The organism is Kribbella lupini (genome assembly GCF_039529595.1).
GTDB classification, from domain to species: domain Bacteria; phylum Actinomycetota; class Actinomycetes; order Propionibacteriales; family Kribbellaceae; genus Kribbella; species Kribbella lupini.
Map to the genome: position 1 here is coordinate 2,219,774 of NZ_BAAANC010000002.1, position 16,029 is coordinate 2,235,802.

General features: G+C 68.8%; 12 protein-coding genes and 1 pseudogene. 7 read left to right on the plus strand and 6 right to left on the minus strand.

Going from position 1 to position 16,029, the window contains the following annotated elements; translation table 11 throughout:
* Position 1 precedes the first annotated feature (1 nt).
* From ABD235_RS23925 to dnaA, 6 genes are all read right to left on the minus strand, one after another.
* Complete coding sequence (locus ABD235_RS23925; RefSeq protein ID WP_344177717.1) at positions 2–1,324, minus strand: hypothetical protein; 1,323 nt, start codon at positions 1,322–1,324, stop codon at positions 2–4.
* A 364-nt stretch (positions 1,325–1,688) separates the two neighbouring features.
* Entirely contained in the window at positions 1,689–2,270 is a 582-nt protein-coding gene (locus tag ABD235_RS23930) for a DciA family protein (RefSeq protein ID WP_344177719.1), read from the minus strand.
* Positions 2,263–3,402, minus strand: a complete 1,140-nt coding sequence (recF, locus tag ABD235_RS23935; RefSeq protein ID WP_344177721.1) for a DNA replication/repair protein RecF — start codon at positions 3,400–3,402, stop codon at positions 2,263–2,265. The genes ABD235_RS23930 and recF overlap by 8 nt, the downstream gene beginning before the upstream one ends.
* 1 nt (position 3,403) lies before the next feature.
* Positions 3,404–4,321: a phosphogluconate dehydrogenase (NAD(+)-dependent, decarboxylating) gene (gene gnd / locus ABD235_RS23940; protein ID WP_344177723.1), complete on the minus strand. Its 918-nt coding sequence runs from the start codon at positions 4,319–4,321 to the stop codon at positions 3,404–3,406.
* A gap of 48 nt (positions 4,322–4,369) precedes the next feature.
* Positions 4,370–5,515: a DNA polymerase III subunit beta gene (gene dnaN / locus ABD235_RS23945; protein WP_184800760.1), complete on the minus strand. Its 1,146-nt coding sequence runs from the start codon at positions 5,513–5,515 to the stop codon at positions 4,370–4,372.
* Positions 5,516–6,035: 520 nt separating this feature from the next.
* Positions 6,036–8,189, minus strand: a complete 2,154-nt coding sequence (dnaA, locus tag ABD235_RS23950; protein WP_344177728.1) for a chromosomal replication initiator protein DnaA — start codon at positions 8,187–8,189, stop codon at positions 6,036–6,038.
* Between the two features lie 475 nt (positions 8,190–8,664).
* Here dnaA and rpmH point away from each other — a divergent pair, with 475 nt between their 5' ends.
* From rpmH to ABD235_RS23985, 7 genes and pseudogenes are all read left to right on the plus strand, one after another.
* Positions 8,665–8,802 carry a 50S ribosomal protein L34 gene (gene rpmH / locus ABD235_RS23955; protein ID WP_012924626.1) on the plus strand — a complete coding sequence of 46 codons (138 nt, stop codon included), beginning with the start codon at positions 8,665–8,667 and terminating at the stop codon, positions 8,800–8,802.
* Between the two features lie 29 nt (positions 8,803–8,831).
* The gene (gene rnpA, locus ABD235_RS23960) at positions 8,832–9,194 is read left to right on the plus strand and encodes a ribonuclease P protein component (protein WP_344177731.1); all 363 of its coding nucleotides are present in this window, start codon (positions 8,832–8,834) and stop codon (positions 9,192–9,194) included.
* On the plus strand, positions 9,191–9,502 hold the full coding sequence (gene yidD, locus ABD235_RS23965) for a membrane protein insertion efficiency factor YidD (RefSeq protein WP_344177732.1): 312 nt from the start codon (positions 9,191–9,193) through the stop codon (positions 9,500–9,502). The genes rnpA and yidD overlap by 4 nt, the downstream gene beginning before the upstream one ends.
* Positions 9,503–10,492: pseudogene (gene yidC, locus ABD235_RS23970) on the plus strand (membrane protein insertase YidC); the annotation flags it as partial.
* 320 nt (positions 10,493–10,812) lie between these two features.
* Positions 10,813–11,331 (plus strand): Jag family protein, encoded by a 519-nt coding sequence (locus ABD235_RS23975; protein WP_425553166.1) that lies wholly within the window; start codon positions 10,813–10,815, stop codon positions 11,329–11,331.
* A gap of 52 nt (positions 11,332–11,383) precedes the next feature.
* Positions 11,384–12,019, plus strand: a complete 636-nt coding sequence (rsmG, locus tag ABD235_RS23980) for a 16S rRNA (guanine(527)-N(7))-methyltransferase RsmG (RefSeq protein ID WP_344177734.1) — start codon at positions 11,384–11,386, stop codon at positions 12,017–12,019.
* 1,097 nt (positions 12,020–13,116) lie between these two features.
* Positions 13,117–14,052, plus strand: coding sequence for a ParA family protein (locus ABD235_RS23985; protein ID WP_344177736.1), 936 nt, complete (start codon positions 13,117–13,119; stop codon positions 14,050–14,052).
* The last annotated feature ends 1,977 nt before the right edge of the window (positions 14,053–16,029 follow it).

Below are 16,029 nucleotides of genomic sequence, written 5' to 3' on the forward strand. Positions count from 1 at the left end.
CTCAGACCTGGGTGGTCTGCTGCTGCTGCTGCGCCTCGGCCTCGGCCGCCTCTGCCCGGCGCTCGGCACCGACCGAGATGCACAGGTCGAAAGCCGCCGCCAGCAAGGCGATCCGCAGCGTCTCGAAGACGATGTCGCTCAGCCCGCCGGCGATCTCGGAGATCATCAGGTTCCACTTCTCGCCGTGGATTCCGATCAACCGCTGGATCCCCAGGAAGCTCCAGTCCTTGCCGAGGACCCAGAACGTGTAGACCGTGCAGACGACACCGAGGAAGACCGGGCCGACCCGGACCAGCAGGCGGAACGCGTTCAGCGTCGGGTAGAACTTCTCCCGGAAGCCGCCCAGCAGCAGGTTGGGCGCCTGGTTGGTGAGCTTCACCAACCGGCTCGGCTCTGCGGCCTCAACGGTCGCGTCGCCCAGCCGGCGTTCGACCCGGGTGCCGCGGAAGACTCCACCGCTGGACAGCACCCGGTGGCCGAACACGACCGTCGTGATGGCCAGCCAGGTCAGAGGCTCGCCCACGCCGTCCTTGAACAGCGGCCACAGGGTCTCCCAGACAAAGCCCCACAGCCACTCGAGACCACCCGGCAGCGGGATGTTGATCTTGTCGAAGAACTCCTTCGCGCCGTCCCACCAGTCCACGGTGAAGAACCAGAACTTGCGCAGGGACAGCCAGTCCTTGAAGTCGCCCACCGCGTGCGGGGTGACCAGCACGGTGATCAGAACGAAGAAGGCCTCGGCCCACACCTGCAGGAACTTGGCGGGCCGACTCGGCCAGCGGTCGTCGACCGCCTCGACCACCCGGCGGATCACCAGCAGGATCACGATCGCCGGCAGGTAGTCCTTCCAGCCGCCGTCATTGAGGTCGAAGTACTGCACACCGCCCGCGATGCCGAGTTCGACGGTGTTGCTCACCGAGAGCTCCGCGAGTCGCTCGTCCAGGAAGCCCCAGGCCGACCAGACGGCAACGAGTGGCAGCAGCGTGACCGACAGCAACTCCATCAGGCCCTGCTGGGTCGGGTCCGAGGTCTCCTCGGACTTGTTCGCGGCCGCGTCGCGCCAGCGGTAGAGCGAGGTGGCGCAGGTCCGGATCATTCCGACCGAGGCCGCGATCTGGATCAGTACGCCGAGCGAGAACAGCCCGATGCCGATGCTCTTGTGCTGGTGCTGCCCCAGCCAGATCGCGCCGCCGATCGACGCCCGGAAGCCGACGTACCCGGCCAGGAACCAGGTCACCAGCGGCAGCAGGTTGCGCCACCACAACCGGAAGGTGTCTCCGATCAGGTGGACCATCTCGCGGAAACCGTCGACGATCGTGCGCATCGCGCCGATCCTAGGGGAGGGCCGGGTCGGTCCCGCACACCGATCCCGGACTGGGAGACGGCCGGGCCGCCGAAACCCCGATATTCCTCTGAGAGCGGCATCCTGAGCGACCTCGCCGATGCCGGTGAAGGCGAAGTTGAAGCCCAGCGGTAGCGGCGAAGGGGTGCGGAGCTCGACCGTGCGGCTGACGGGCGCGTCACCGTCGGCAGCCGTGATCGCGCTGCGTGCGGCTCAGGCGGCCGCGGACTCCGCCCCAGCCGTCGTCCTCGACGCGGATGTGTACCTCCTCCGGCGAGCGGGTCACCTGGACTCCGATCCGGCGTCGTCTGCCGGCTTCCAGCACCCGGAAGGGGCTAGCTGCGGCTCAGCCGTACGTGTCGCGCGGCCCTCGGCCGCCGCGGACCGTGCGGGGGCCCTTGCGCCAGCTGGGCTGGTGCGGGCCCTGGACGTTGACGTGGGTCACGGTGCCGTCGCCGAGCTCGGCGTTGAGGCGGCGGATCAGGTCGGGGGCGAGCATCTTCAGCTGGGTCGCCCAAGCCGTCGAGCTGGTGCGGACGGTGAGCTGGGTGTCCTCGTAGCTCTCCGGCTTGCAGTGCTCGGCCATCTCCGGGCCGACGATCGACGGCCAGCGGGCCATCACGCCGTGCACGGCGACGTCGACTTCCCAGCCCTGGTCGCGCATCAGGCGGCCGAGTGTCGACGTGAGCTTCTGCGGGTCGCGGTCATCCGGCCGGGCACCGCTGACCTGGAAGCCGTCGCCGGTGCGGCGGCGCTTACGCCGTACCGGCCGGAGCGGGCCGTTCGCGGCGGCGGCGTTCTTCAGCCGCCCGGCCAGGGACTTCGCCAGGTCGAGGCCGTGCTTGTCGTGCTCCGGTTCCTCCGCCGGCAGCGTGGGGGCGTCGTCGCTCTCGTTGCCGCTGTCAGAGGAATTCCGGGGTTCAGGCACGGGTGACCGACCCGTCCCCGACCGCGAACCGTACGCCGGACAGCTCACCCGGTACGTCGGCACCGACCGCCGCCGTCACCAGCACCTGCCGCGCCGGCGCCACCAACTCGGCCAGCCGGTCGCGGCGCTGGGAGTCGAGCTCGGCGAACACGTCGTCCAGGATCAGCACCGGCTCACCTCCGTCCGCCCGCAGCAGCTCGTACGACGCCAGCCGCAGCGCGAGCGCGAACGACCAGGACTCACCGTGACTCGCGTACCCCTTCGCCGGCAAGTCCCCGAGCCCGAGCAGCACGTCGTCGCGGTGCGGGCCGACCAGCGAGACGCCGCGATCGAGCTCGTCCTGCCGCTTCTCCCGGACGGCGGCCAGCAACGCCTCGGCCAGCTGCTCACGCGACCGCATCCCGGGCTCGAGCGGGACCGACGACTTGTACTCCAGCCGCGCGTCACCCTTGCCGCGGGCAACAGCGTCGTACCCGCTGGAGACCAACGGACGCAGGGATTCCAGCAGCTCCAGCCGCGTGGCGAGCAGCTCGGAACCGGTCCGCGCGAGGTTCGAGTCCCACACCTCGAGCGTGCGCAGCTGCCCTTCGGCCGCGGACGAGCGGTTCTGCCGGCGGGCCATCTGGGCGCTGCGCAGCAACGAGTTCCGCTGCTTGAGCACCCGGTCGTAGTCCTGCCGGACGCCGGCCATCCGCGGCGTCCGCAGGGTGAGCAGCTCGTCCAGGAACCGGCGCCGCTCGGACGGATCGCCCTTCACCAGCGCGAGATCCTCCGGCGCGAACAGCACTGTCCGGAGCAGACCGAGCACTTCCCGGGGCCGGGGGACCGGCGAGCGGTTGATCCGGGCCCGGTTTGCCTTCCCAGGATTGATTTCCAGCTCGACCACGACGTCCCGCTCGTACTCACCGCGGACCTCGGTGCGCACGATCGCGCGAGACGCGCCGGCGCGCACCAGCGGCGCGTCGGTCGCGACCCGGTGCGAACCGAGCGTCGCGGTGTAGTGGATCGCCTCGACCAGGTTGGTCTTGCCGTGGCCGTTCGGACCGACGAAGGCCGTCACGCCCGGGGAGAGCTCGACCTCCGCCTGCTGGTACGACCGGAAGTCGACGAGTCCCAGGGCGGTGACGTACACCTCAGTGCTTGATCGGGGGCGTCGCGTACGACGGGTCCTCGGCGCCCTTCACCGCGTGCCCGCCGAACTGGTTGCGCATCGCGGCGATCGCCTTCATCGCCGGGGAGTCGTCCTGGCGGGACGCGAACCGCGCGAACAGCGACGCGGCGATCGCCGGCACCGGGACGGCGTGGTCGATCGCGGCCTCGACGGTCCACCGGCCCTCGCCGGAGTCGTCGGCGTAGCCGCGGATCTTGTCCAGGTGGGTGTCTTCCTTGAGCGCGTTGACCATCAGGTCGAGCAGCCAGGACCGGATCACCGTGCCCTCGCGCCAGGAGTCGAACGCCTCCGGCACGCTCTCCACGATGTCGGCCGCCTCGAGCAGCTCGAAGCCCTCGGCGTACGCCTGCATGATCGCGTACTCGATGCCGTTGTGGACCATCTTGGTGAAGTGCCCGGCGCCGACCTTGCCGGCGTGCACGAAACCGAACTCGCCCTCGGGCTTGAGCGCCTCGAAGATCGGCATCAGCGTGGCGATCGTGTCGGCCTCGCCGCCGACCATCAGGGCGTAGCCGTTCTCCAGGCCCCAGACGCCGCCGGAGACACCGCAGTCGACGAACTTGATGCCCTTCTCGGCCAGCTGCGCGGCCCGGCGGGTGTCGTCGGTCCAGCGGCTGTTGCCGCCGTCGATCACGATGTCACCCGGGGACAGCAGGTCGGCGAGCTCGGTGATCACCGGGTCGATCGCCTGGACCGGCACCATCACCCAGACGACCTTCGGCTGACCGTCGGCGGTCAGCTTGCCGACCAGGTCGGCGGTGTCCTTGGCGTCGGAGATCTCCTGGTTGTGATCCAGGCCGATCACCGTGTGACCCGCGTTGCGGATCCGCTGGCGCATGTTGCCGCCCATCTTGCCGAGACCGACAAGCCCGAGCTCCATCGTGAATCCCCTTGTTCTGTTGGCTTTTCCCGTCTGAGCCGCTGCTGGTCAGCTGTTCAGGCGGACCGGCATCAGCACGTACCGGAACTCGCTGATCGGGTCACCGTCGAAGTCCCTGACCCCGGTCAGCTCGGCCGGCTTCGTCGCTTGGGTGAACGCCAGATGGGCCACCGGTGTTCCGATCGCGTTGAGTCCGTCCAGCAGGTACGTCGGGTTGAACCCGACGGTCACCGGTTCCCCGACGACGCGCGCCTCAATCGACTCCGACGCCTGGGCCTCGTCACCGCTGCCGGCGTCGAGCGTGACCGAGTCCTCGGAGAACGTCAGCCGGACCGGCGCGTTGCGCTCCGCGACCAGGGCGACGCGCTTGACGGCCTCGACCAGGGTCGCGGTGTCGAGCCGGACCCGCGTGGCGATCGCGGAGTCGGTCGGGATGATGCCGCGGACCTTCGGGAACTCGCCGTCGAGCAGCCGGGTGGTGGCCCGCCGGTTGCCACCGGAGACCTCGCCCTCGAAACCGACGATGCCGTCGCCGCTGCCGGGAGCCGCCAGCGACACGATGATGTCGGTGCCGGTCATCGCCTTCGCGGTCTCCGACAGCACCCGCGCCGGAATCAGCGCGGCGGCCGAGGCGTCGGGGGACTGCGGGTTCCACTCGAGCTCGCGGATCGCCAGCCGGTAGCGGTCAGTGGCCAGCAGCGAGATCGTGGATCCCTCGATCTCGACCCGCACACCGGTCAGCACCGGAAGAGTGTCCTCACGCCCGGCCGCGGTGACCACCTGGGCGACCGCCTGGGCGAACACGTCGCTCCGGACGGTGCCGCTTGCTGCGGGGAGGTCGGGCAGAGCCGGATATTCCTCTGTGGGAAGCGTCTGGAGCGTGAACCGCGAGCTGCCACAGGTGACCTGGGCCTTCGCGCCGTCCACGGCGATGTCCACGGGCTGGTTCGGCAGGCTCTTGGAGATGTCCGCGACCAGCCGGCCGGAGATCAGGCACTTGCCCGTGTCGGCCACCTGGGCCGGCACGGTGACGCGCACGGAGGTCTCGTAGTCGAAGCCGGACAGCGTGATCTGCCCTTCCTCGGCCTCGACGAGAAGTCCGGCGAGGATCGGGACGCTGGGACGGCTGGGCAAGCTGCGCGCGGCCCAGGCCACCGATTCGGCCAGTACGTCGCGCTCGACGCGAAACTTCACCGCTGGGTGCCTCCTGATTCGGCTGTGTGCCAGGCAGATCCTGCCACGGACGGATGTGATGTGTGTCCACCGGGCTTGACGCGGCGGTTCGCCACGTCTCGCAACGACAGCCTGACAGGTTCCACCGACACTGCCCAGCACCGGGAGGCGAGGGGTCGGTGAAGGGCCGAAAAACGGAGTTTTCCCCAGGTTGGGCCGCTCGAACCATTTGTGGACTTTGGAACCTCTGTAGATTCCATAAGGTTCTTCGCACCGGTGGATAGTGTGGAAAAGCCGCGAAACCGCAGGTCAGAGTGCGAATGACCCTGTGCGTGGGGTGTGGATGAAATCGGGCTTGCCTGGGGACGCCTGGGTACGACGAGATCTGTCCCCACAGCGAATCCACAACGAAGTGCCCTTCGTCCACCGGGATACCCACAGTTATCCACAGCTGTGTCCCCAGGCTGTGTGGTTCCGGAGACCGGGTCGAAGTGCTCGGCGGACCGGCTGTTCGCCGTACCGAATCGACCCGGCCGGCGGCTCATTGCTGCTTGGCCTGGTGCTTGATCCGGTTGGTCAGCTCGGTGACCTGGTTGAAGACGCTGCGGCGCTCCGACATCAGCTGGCGGATCTTCCGCTCGGCGTGCATCACCGTGGTGTGGTCGCGGCCGCCGAACTGCTGGCCGATCTTCGGCAGCGACAGGTCGGTCAGCTCGCGGCACAGGTACATGGCGATCTGGCGGGCCGTGACCAGCACCCGGCTCCGGCTCGAACCGCACAGGTCGTCGATCGACAGCCCGAAGTACGACGCCGTCTGACCCATGATCATGCTGGCCGTCACCTCGGGCTTGCTGCCCTCGGGGATCAGGTCCTTCAGCACGATCTCGGCCAGGCTCAGGTCGACCGGCTGGCGGTTCAGGCTGGCGAACGCCGTTACCCGGATCAGCGCGCCCTCGAGCTCACGGATGTTGGTCTGCACCTTCGACGCGATGAACTCCAGCACCTCCGGCGGCGCGGTCAGCCGCTCGGTGGCTGCCTTCTTCCGCAGGATCGCGATCCGGGTCTCGAGGTCCGGCGGCTGGATGTCGGTGATCAGGCCCCACTCGAACCGGTTGCGCAGCCGGTCCTCCAGCGCTTCCAGGCGCTTCGGCGCGCGGTCGGAGCTGATCACGATCTGCTTGTTCGCGTTGTGCAGGGTGTTGAAGGTGTGGAAGAACTCTTCCTGCGTCTGGATCTTGCCTTCCAGGAACTGGATGTCGTCGATCAGCAGGACGTCGACGTCGCGGTACCGGCGCTGGAACTGGGACGCCTTGTCGTCGCGGATCGCGTTGATGAAGTCGTTGGTGAACTCCTCGCTGGACACGTACCGGACCCGCGCGCCGGTGTAGAGGCTGCGCACGTAGTGGCCGATGGCGTGCAGCAGGTGGGTCTTTCCCAGCCCGGAGTCGCCGTAGATCAGCTGCGGGTTGTACGCCTTGCCCGGTGCTTCGGCGACCGCGACGGCCGCGGCATGGGCGAAACGGTTCGAGCTGCCGATGACGAAGGTCTCGAAGGTGTACTTCGGGTTCAGCCGCGCCTCGCCCTGGGCGTCGTTGGTCGGCGTTCCGATCAGTGCGGACCCGTTCGGCGGCGGAGCGACCGACCTGGGCGGCTGCTGCTGGTGACCGATGCCGTAGCCGTTGCCCTGGGCGTACTGCTGCTGGTCGTGCTGCGGGGACTGTTGCTGCTGGTGAGCCGGCTGCTGCTGGTGCGGCTGCTCGGGGGCCTGGTGGTTCTGCGGCTGCTGGGTCTGGGGGTGCTGCTGGTTGATCGTGTCCGGTGCGGTCAGCTCGGACTGGAGGGTCGGCTGGTACGAGCCCTCGTTCTGCACCGGCTGGCTCTGCTGCGGAGCCTGCTGCTGCGGCTGCTGCGCGTGGGCCTGTTGGGAGTGGCCCTGCTGGGACTGGTCGTGCTGAGGCTGGGACTGCTGCTGGCTCTGCTGCTGCGAGTACGACTCGTTCTGCTGGAGCTGGCTCTGCTCGTACCGGTTCTGCCCGAGCGGGCTCGGCTGGAAGTGCGCCGGCGGCTGCTGCTGATGCTGCCCGAGTTGCTGACCCTGCTGCTGGTTCTGCTGCAGGTGGCTGGGCTGCTGCTGGTGGCTCGGTTGCTGGTGGTTGGGCGGCTGGTACTGCGGTGCCGGCTGCTGGAACGGGTTTTGCTGGCGGACCGGCTCCGGCTGGGGCGCGGGCTCGCGGAGCTCCGGGTCCAGCGACGGGTCGACGGTGACCGCGATCCGGATATCCCGGCCGAAGCTCTCGCTGAGGATCCGCTCCAGGTCCGGACGCAGCCGAGTCTCGAGCTGCCCACGGGTGAAGTCGTCCGGTACGGCGACGATCGCGGTGCTCTCGTGCAGGGTGACCGGGCGGCTGTTGGTCAGCCAGGCCCGCTGGTTCGGGGGCAGTCCGGCGAGTACCCGGGTCCAGGCCTCGTCCAGGTCCTTCACTTCTGCCCTGCCGTCCGCACTGGCGGACTGGTCCTCGACCACGCGTTGCTCCCCGAATCCATCGCTGCGGTGGCCGGTCCGTCCGGGCTGTGCTGCCCCGGCCGGTGCGACCTCGTCCCGATCTCCGGCCACTGCTGGTGCGACCGGTGGCCGCACGTCGCAATCGCTGGTCTCCTCAACCGGGTTTTCCTCATTGTCCACACGGTTGTCCACAGTTGTGAACGAAGCGCGGACCAGGTTGGTTACCGATTGGGGAAAGTGGGACCTCTGGTGTGAAGGGCTGACGCTAACAAGTCCCGTCCCGCTGCTTCAACCCGTCATCCACAGGCTATGCACGCCAAATTGGGGGCAACTTGCGGCGTGTCGGGTGGACGTCGAGGTGTAGTCGTGGTTGTCCTGTCGCGGTCGGTAGTCGACCCGATCAGGCAGTCACAGCGCCCTGACGGTGGGTTTCGTCCACAAGCCTGTGGAAAACTATGGGGACGGCTGGTTTGACCTGTCCACAGGCCGCCACGTACCGTGGATCGGTCGGCGTTGAGCCGGCCGTTTCGTGCTGCGCTCCAGAAGGACCATTGTTTGTCGGCGTCATGTTGACTGGGTTCTGGGTCGGTGTGCAGGACCTGCACCATGGGGCAGATCTACCAGTGGATTTGTCGACAATCGTGATCGAGTAACCGGAGTCATTCCAGTGAGCAAGCGGACCTTCCAGCCGAACAACCGTCGTCGGCACAAGAAGCACGGCTTCCGTCTTCGGATGCGCACCCGCGCGGGCCGCGCGATCCTCGCCTCCCGTCGTGGCAAGGGCCGTCAGCGCCTCGCGGCCTGAGGTCCGCCGGCCGACGCGGTGACCACCTCGTGCTGCCCCCGTCGCACCGGCTCCGCCGGTCCGACGACTTCCGCCGCGCCGTCCGATCGGGACGGCGGGCTGGTCGGCGTGCGGTGGTGGTGCACCTGTTGGCCGGATCCGGCCAGGCCGCCGGGGCCGCGGACGACGCTGCTCGTGTCGGATTCGTGGTGAGCAAGGCGGTGGGCAACGCGGTTGTGCGCAACCGTGTCCACCGCCGGCTGCGTGCTGTCCTGGCGTCGCGGCTCCCCGACCTGCCGGCCGGCAGCCTGACCGTCGTCCGGGCCCTGCCCGCATCGGCCACGGCGTCGTACGCCGAGTTGGTCGCCGACGTGGACGGTGCCCTGCGGCGCGTCCTGGTGGACTCCCGATGAGGTTCTCGCCCGTGAAGTACGGGCTGATCGGGTTCCTCAAGCTGTACCGGAAGGTCGTCAGCCCGATGTACGGGCAGGTCTGCCGGTTCTACCCCAGTTGTTCGGCGTACGCCCTGGAAGCGGTCGAGCGGCACGGCGCGGTGCGCGGTAGCTGGCTGGCGGCGAGACGACTCGCCCGCTGCCACCCGTGGAACCCCGGCGGCTACGACCCCGTTCCACCCACAGATGTCGACCAGCGCGGAGAGTCCCTCTCCGCCAACCAGCCCGGATCGTCGACCGACGCCGGGCCTGTGCAGCGAGGTGCCTGAGTGATCATTCCCCTGGCCATCCCCGAGCTCGCCTTGTGGGACGGGATCGTCGATCTGTTCAACACGGTCATGACTCCGCTCTACTGGGCTGTCTCGGCACTGCTGGTGGGGTGGCACTGGCTGCTCTCGCAGGTGCTGGACCCGAACGGCGGCTGGGCCTGGGCGCTGTCGATCGCCGGCCTGACGATCGTCATCCGGACCCTGCTGATCCCGCTGTTCGTCCGGCAGATCCGCTCCAGCCGGAACATGCAGCTGCTGCAGCCGAAGATGAAGGAGCTGCAGAAGAAGTACGGCCACGACCGGGAGAAGCTCGGTCAGGAAATGATGAAGCTGTACAAGGAGACGGGCACCAACCCGTTCTCCTCGTGCCTGCCGCTGCTGCTCCAGTCGCCGATCTTCCTGGCGCTGTTCCGCGTCCTCGACTACGCGTCGAAGGGCAAGACGCACGCGAGCATCATGGACCCGCACGTCGCGTCCCTGCAGCACGCGAAGATCTTCGGCGCCGAGATCTCCCAGACCTTCCTGAAGGCCAACGGCGACGGCGCGACCAACGTCAAGGCCGTCGCGATCGTGCTGATCATCCTGATGACCAGCACGATGTTCATCACCCAGCTGCAGCTGATGCGCAAGAACATGCCGAAGGAGGCCCTCGAGGGCCAGGCGGCGCAGATGCAGAAGATCATGCTGTACGTCTTCCCGATCTTCTTCCTGATCGGTGGCTTCAACTTCCCGATCGGTGTGCTCATCTACTGGTTCGTCTCGAACGTGTGGACGATGGGCCAGCAGTTCTACGTGATCCGCCGCAACCCGGCCCCCGGTACGCCGGCGTTCGACGCGATGGAGGCCCGCAAGCGCGAGCACAACCGGCGCGCGGGCAAGCCGGAGGACACCGGCCTGGCCACCGCTGAGGGCGACGACGAGAGCGGTTCGGACCGTCGTCCGGCCCAGCGCCAGCAGCCGAAGCGGCAGTCCCGCAGCAACCGCAAGACCGGTCCGTCGGCCGGTGCCGGCGGCGCTAGCGGCGTACAGGACGAGCCGAAGGCCTCGAGCAACGGCCAGCAGGCCTCGACCCCGACCCCTGCTCCGGCCAAGAAGGCTCCGGCCGCGAAGAAGGCTCCGGCCGGCGGCAAGCGCCAGCCGGCCGCCAAGTCCCGTGCGCAGCGGACCGCCCAGCAGAAGGCCGGGCAGAAGAAGTCCGGCGGCGGTACGCCCCGCAAGACCGACAGCTGAGCCACCGGCCCGCTGTACATCCCTGCTTTTGTACGAACCGGGTCCCCGTGGGGCGGATCTCGAACCGTGAAGGAGTGGCCGTGAGCGACGGCATGCAGAACGAGTCGGCGGAGAAGTCCACCGCGAGTGGTGCGGACGAGCGTCTGAAGGCGTTGGAGGCCGAGAGCGACATCGCGGCCGACTACCTGGAGGAACTGCTCGACATCGCCGACCTGGACGGCGACATCGACATGGACATCGACGGCGACCGTGCTGCGGTCTCGATCGTCGGTGCCGACCTGAGCAACCTGGTCGGTGAGAACGGCAAGGTGCTCGAGGCGCTGCAGGAGCTCACCCGGCTGGCCGTCTACCGGGAGACCGGCGAGCGGTCGCGGCTGATGCTCGACGTGTCGAACTACCGCGCGAACCGCAAGGCCGAGCTGGAGAAGGTCGGCAAGAAGGCCGTCGAGGACGTTCAGGAGACCGGCCAGCCGGTCCGGCTCGACCCGATGACGCCGTTCGAGCGGAAGGTCGTGCACGACGTCGTCGCCGCGGCGGGCCTGACCAGCGAGTCCGAAGGCGAGGAGCCGCGTCGTCGGGTCGTCGTCCAGCCGGCCTGATCGTCGTGTACTGCTCGTGACTGGTGACGTTTCACGTGAAACCCCGCCGCTCGTGGAGGAGCTCTTCCCCCGGGCGGCGGGCCGGCTGGCGGCGTACGCCGAACTGCTGGCAACCGAAGGAACCCTGCGTGGCCTGATCGGCCCGCGGGAGGTGCCGCGCCTCTGGGACCGGCACCTCCTCAACTGCGCCGTGCTCGAGCGGCTGATCCCGGAGGAGTCCACGGTCGCCGACATCGGCACCGGGGCCGGCCTGCCCGGGATCGTGCTCGCGCTGGTCCGCCCCGACCTCCAGGTCGCGCTCGTCGAGCCGTTGCTCCGGCGCACCACGTTCCTGGAGGAGGCGGTGGAGCAGCTCGGCCTCGACAACGCGTCGGTCGTCCGTGCCCGCGCTGAGGACCTGCGCGGTACGACGTATGACGTGGTCGCCTCGCGCGCGGTCGCGCCGCTGGGCAAACTCGCCGGGTGGTGCCTGCCACTGCTCGACGAAGGGGGCCTGATGCTGGCCATGAAGGGCGAGTCCGCGGAGGACGAACTGGCCGGTGCCGAGGGGGAGTTGGAGGCCCTCGGCGCGGAAGTTTGGCACGTTCACCAACTCGGCGTCGAAGAACTGGCCCAGCCGACGACTGTCGTGAGTATTGTGGCCGGACGTGCTGCGCGGGGATCCCAGCACAAAAGACGCGGGAGGTGAACGGGTTGGTGAGTCGCGCCGTCGGATGGCCGGACAGGAGCACGGGGGAATCCCGTACGACCCAGGGGATCGGCTGGCCGACAGACCCCGGCACGCCCGTCGTTCGCATCACCACCAAGCACCCAGATCCGGCAGCATCTCAGGCGGCTTCACCTGCCTCGGCGCCGGTAGCCGCTACACCGACCGCCCCTGTTCCGACTACATCGGACCCGGTGGCCTCAGCGCCTACCACCCCGGCGGAGACCGATCCGCCGTCCGCCGCCCCGGCCTCTACAGGCCAAGGGTCGGCCTCTTCCACACTGGTCCCCGCACCGCCTTCAACCCCGCCGACAACTGTGCCTGCACCGGGCGGCACCACTCCGGGCTCTTCGTCGGAGTTCGCACCAACGCCGGCAACCGACGTAGCGACTGCGCCCACTCCGGCCGCTGACGCGGTGACCACCCCGAGCTCGGCTCCGCAAGCTGACCCTGCGCAGGAAGCCGTCACGCCAACTGGTCTTGGCTCCGCCGCCCCGGATGCAGCGCCCACTGAGTCCTCCTCGGCTAGCTTTCCCCCTGCAGCCGCTCCCGCCGAGTCCGGTACCGCCGAGTCCGATTCGGTGGACGACGCTCCGGTCCCCCCGAGTCCGACCGACCTCACCCCGGCCGACCTCACCCCGGCCGACCTCACCCCGGCCGACCTCAGTCCGACCGAGCCGTCTTCGACCGAGCCGATCCCGGCCGACTCCGTTCCGGCCGAGTCTGCTTCAGCTGACCCTAGTTCGGCCGACCCCACTCCGCAGGAGTCCGCTCCGGCTTCGGCCGTCGACGCGGACAACCGGCCCTCGATGCTGCAAGCGGCGGCTTCTTCGCTCGGCCTCGGAGCTGCCCCCGCGACTCCCGCCGCCGGGCCCGTTTCACGTGAAACAGCGCCCGCGCCGACTTCTGACGAAGAGTTCCCCGAGTCTCCACCGCCTGTGGATGACTACCCCCTGGAACCCGCCTCCCACGCTGGAATTCGTCCACAGGCCCCTGTGGACAAAGCTGGGGAGAGTCCGGCTCCGACCCCGACCGACATCCTCTTCGGGCCACGTCCCGTACCTCTTGGAATGGGCGCCATGACTGCCGCACAGATCGCCGCGCGGGCCACCTCGGACGAGCTTCAGCGACGACTCCTCGAAACTCCGATCGCCGCCGCCACCGAACGGACCCTGCTCGTGAACGAAGGACGCACGATGGGCCGCGAGTTCCCGCTGCCCGCCGAGACCCGGGTATTCGTCGTCGCCAACCAGAAGGGCGGTGTCGGCAAGACCACCACCACCGTCAACGTCGCGGCCGGCCTGGCCCTGTACGGCGCGCGCATCCTCGTCATCGACCTCGACCCCCAGGGCAACGCGTCGACCGCCCTCGGCATCGAGCACTCGGAGGGCACCCCCGGCGTCTACGAGGCGATCATCGAGAACGAGCCGCTGAGCAAGCTGCTGCAGCCGTGCGAGGAGCACCCCGGCATCGTCGTCGTCCCGGCGACCATCGACCTGGCCGGCGCGGAGATCGAACTGGTCAGCATCGTCGCCCGCGAGAGCCGCCTGAAGAAGGCCCTCGACGCCCACCTGGCCGAGACCGAGGCCGCCGGCGAGAAGTACGACTACGTCTTCATCGACTGCCCGCCATCACTGGGCCTCCTCACGGTCAACGCCCTCACCGCAGCCCGCGAGGTCCTCGTCCCTATCCAGAGCGAGTACTACGCCCTGGAAGGCCTCTCGCAACTCCTCCGCCACATCGAGATGGTCAAGTCCCACCTGAACCCGACCCTCGACGTCTCGACGATCCTGCTCACCATGTACGACGCCCGCACCAAACTCGCCGGCGAGGTAGCAGCCGAAGTCCGAGGCCACTTCCAGGACGCCGTCCTCCGCACCGCCGTCCCCCGCTCCGTCCGAATCTCCGAAGCCCCCAGCCACGGCCAAACGGTCCTGGCCTACGACCCCGCTTCCGCAGGCGCCCTCTCGTACCTAGAGGCTTCCCGAGAAATCGCCATGCGCAACAACGCCTGACCCCAAGACTCCTCCAGAAGGCCCGGACCCCAAGGTCCGGGCCTTCTGACGTTCCACGTGAACACGCCGCCAAGTGGGGGCCTCGTTCCTTCGGTCGTTCCACGGATACACGCTGGCGGGCGGCGGGCTCTCGTTCCTCCGGTCGTTCCACGTGAAACGCGCCGACAAGGGGCGGGCCCTCGCTCCCACCGTTCGTTCCACGTGAAACACGACGCGAGGTGGCGGGCCCTCGTCCCGCCGGTCGTTGCACATGAAACGCCGCACCCCGGTTCGTTTAGTGTCGACTTGTACGACGGCCTTCCAAATCCTGCAGGCCGTCGCGACGTGCTTGCCGACCAGTCGGGCCTTGTCCGAGCGGGTCCGGGGGATCGGTCCGGCTCGCCGTGGACCCGCCGCGGCCGGCTCGCAACCCGCTGGCGCTGATCAGCACGACCTGCCCTGCCGGCGAGGATGGCATCGCGCGATGGACGTGTACGCCGCCGGCGCAATGCGGTCGGACGTCACCGGCGCCTGCCTCGCCCGCATCCGATCGGCGCCGGCAACTTGTTGGGCCCCCATGGACCCGTCACGGGACCGAGGGCACTCGCATCAAGGGCTCGGATCCCTCCGCACTCTCCTGCGGTCGTCTCCGCCCGTGGTCGGAGGGTCCGAGTAGGCGGTCGGAGAGGTGGTTGACTATCCGGTGGCAACGGTCCACGCTCGCGATCCCCAACCGTGCGCGCCACGCTTCGGCTGTTGACTGCGCCACGTTTCGTCTGCTGCTGGGGCGTGCAGCCCGCCCGCCGCTGATCGCTTCAGATCCTGCCGATGCGCACCGAGCCCTTCTCAGCTGGGCAAGGATGCGGCCGTGACTGCCGACCGTCGAGTCCAGCTCGACTGACACCGGTCTCAGGTACGCGACGTGCTTTCCTCAGGATGCAGCTATGGGCCGATTGGTCCGGCGCGGGGGACGGTGAGGTGGGGCATCGTGCGGGCGCCCGGACACCGGCCGACTCGACTGCGGTGGCCCTGAGTGCAGCTGGGGTCGGACGCTGCCAGCCGTGGCTACACCGGCCTTGGAAAATGTGGTTGACCTTCCCGAACCGTGGATGCACGCCACCGTCCTGCCGTCGACCCCCGCATCCCGCCAGTTCGGTCTTCTGGGTTCCCGAACCTGTGGCCCAACCGCCGCCCGGACCGGCAATCCGACCGATGTCCCAATCTGACGCCCGACCCCATGCCCCATTGACGTAAGAGACGTCGACAACCGGCGTGAGGCAACGTCCCGGTTCATGGCTGTTTCACGTGAAACACGTCCTCTTCGATCAGCCGATTCCAAGCACGGCCGCGCCAGCACGCCCATGGCTCCCGGCCATCTGAGGCAACTGCAAACGCGAACTCGGCGCCAGCAGCCCCGCGAGATGAGCTAAACGTTCGCGACCATCGGCCTGGGCGACGTGCTGCTGCCTCAAATACGGACGGGTGGTCGCCATCATCGGCGGGCCGTCCGGCTACGGGGTGCCATCGCAGGCCGACCGCCGGCGCCGGCCGGATGCGGTGACGTGCCTTCCGCGTGTCCGCCGATACCGACGACGCGGAGTCCTCCCTCGGCGCCTGGCGTCTACTCGACTAGCTGCCAGCCAACGCGGCGGTCCGATCCTGGCGGCTGGCAAGGACCGAGCATCGCGTTCGACAGTGCCGCGTCGCCAGCTCCGGCCTCGAGTGTCGGCAATTCGGACCTCGCGGTCTCGCGTATCGACCCGGACACCACCGGAGAGAATCCTGAGTCAGAGCTGATCCGCGCCGGTGGATTCTCCTGCCCGGTGGGGTCCACCGCGTTCCGAAGCTTGTACGCGGCCTACCGCCGACCGTCCCCGCCGACCGTCCCCGCCGACCGTCCCGCCGACCGTCCCCGCCGGTTGCACAGCGCTGGCTGCGCGCCGCCGGTTGGTGCCGGACACCGGCCGCTGGCAACCAGCCGCTTCCCTGCCGGCGCCG

What these genes read in the sequence shown, in the direction of transcription:
- yidD (WP_344177732.1), top strand. Translation starts at nt 9,191, where the DNA reads ATGAGGTTCTCGCCCGTGAAGTACGGGCTGATCGGGTTCCTCAAGCTG.
- gnd (WP_344177723.1), bottom strand. Translation starts at nt 4,321, where the DNA reads ATGGAGCTCGGGCTTGTCGGTCTCGGCAAGATGGGCGGCAACATGCGC.
- ABD235_RS23925 (WP_344177717.1), bottom strand. Translation starts at nt 1,324, where the DNA reads ATGCGCACGATCGTCGACGGTTTCCGCGAGATGGTCCACCTGATCGGA.
- ABD235_RS23985 (WP_344177736.1), top strand. Translation starts at nt 13,117, where the DNA reads ATGACTGCCGCACAGATCGCCGCGCGGGCCACCTCGGACGAGCTTCAG.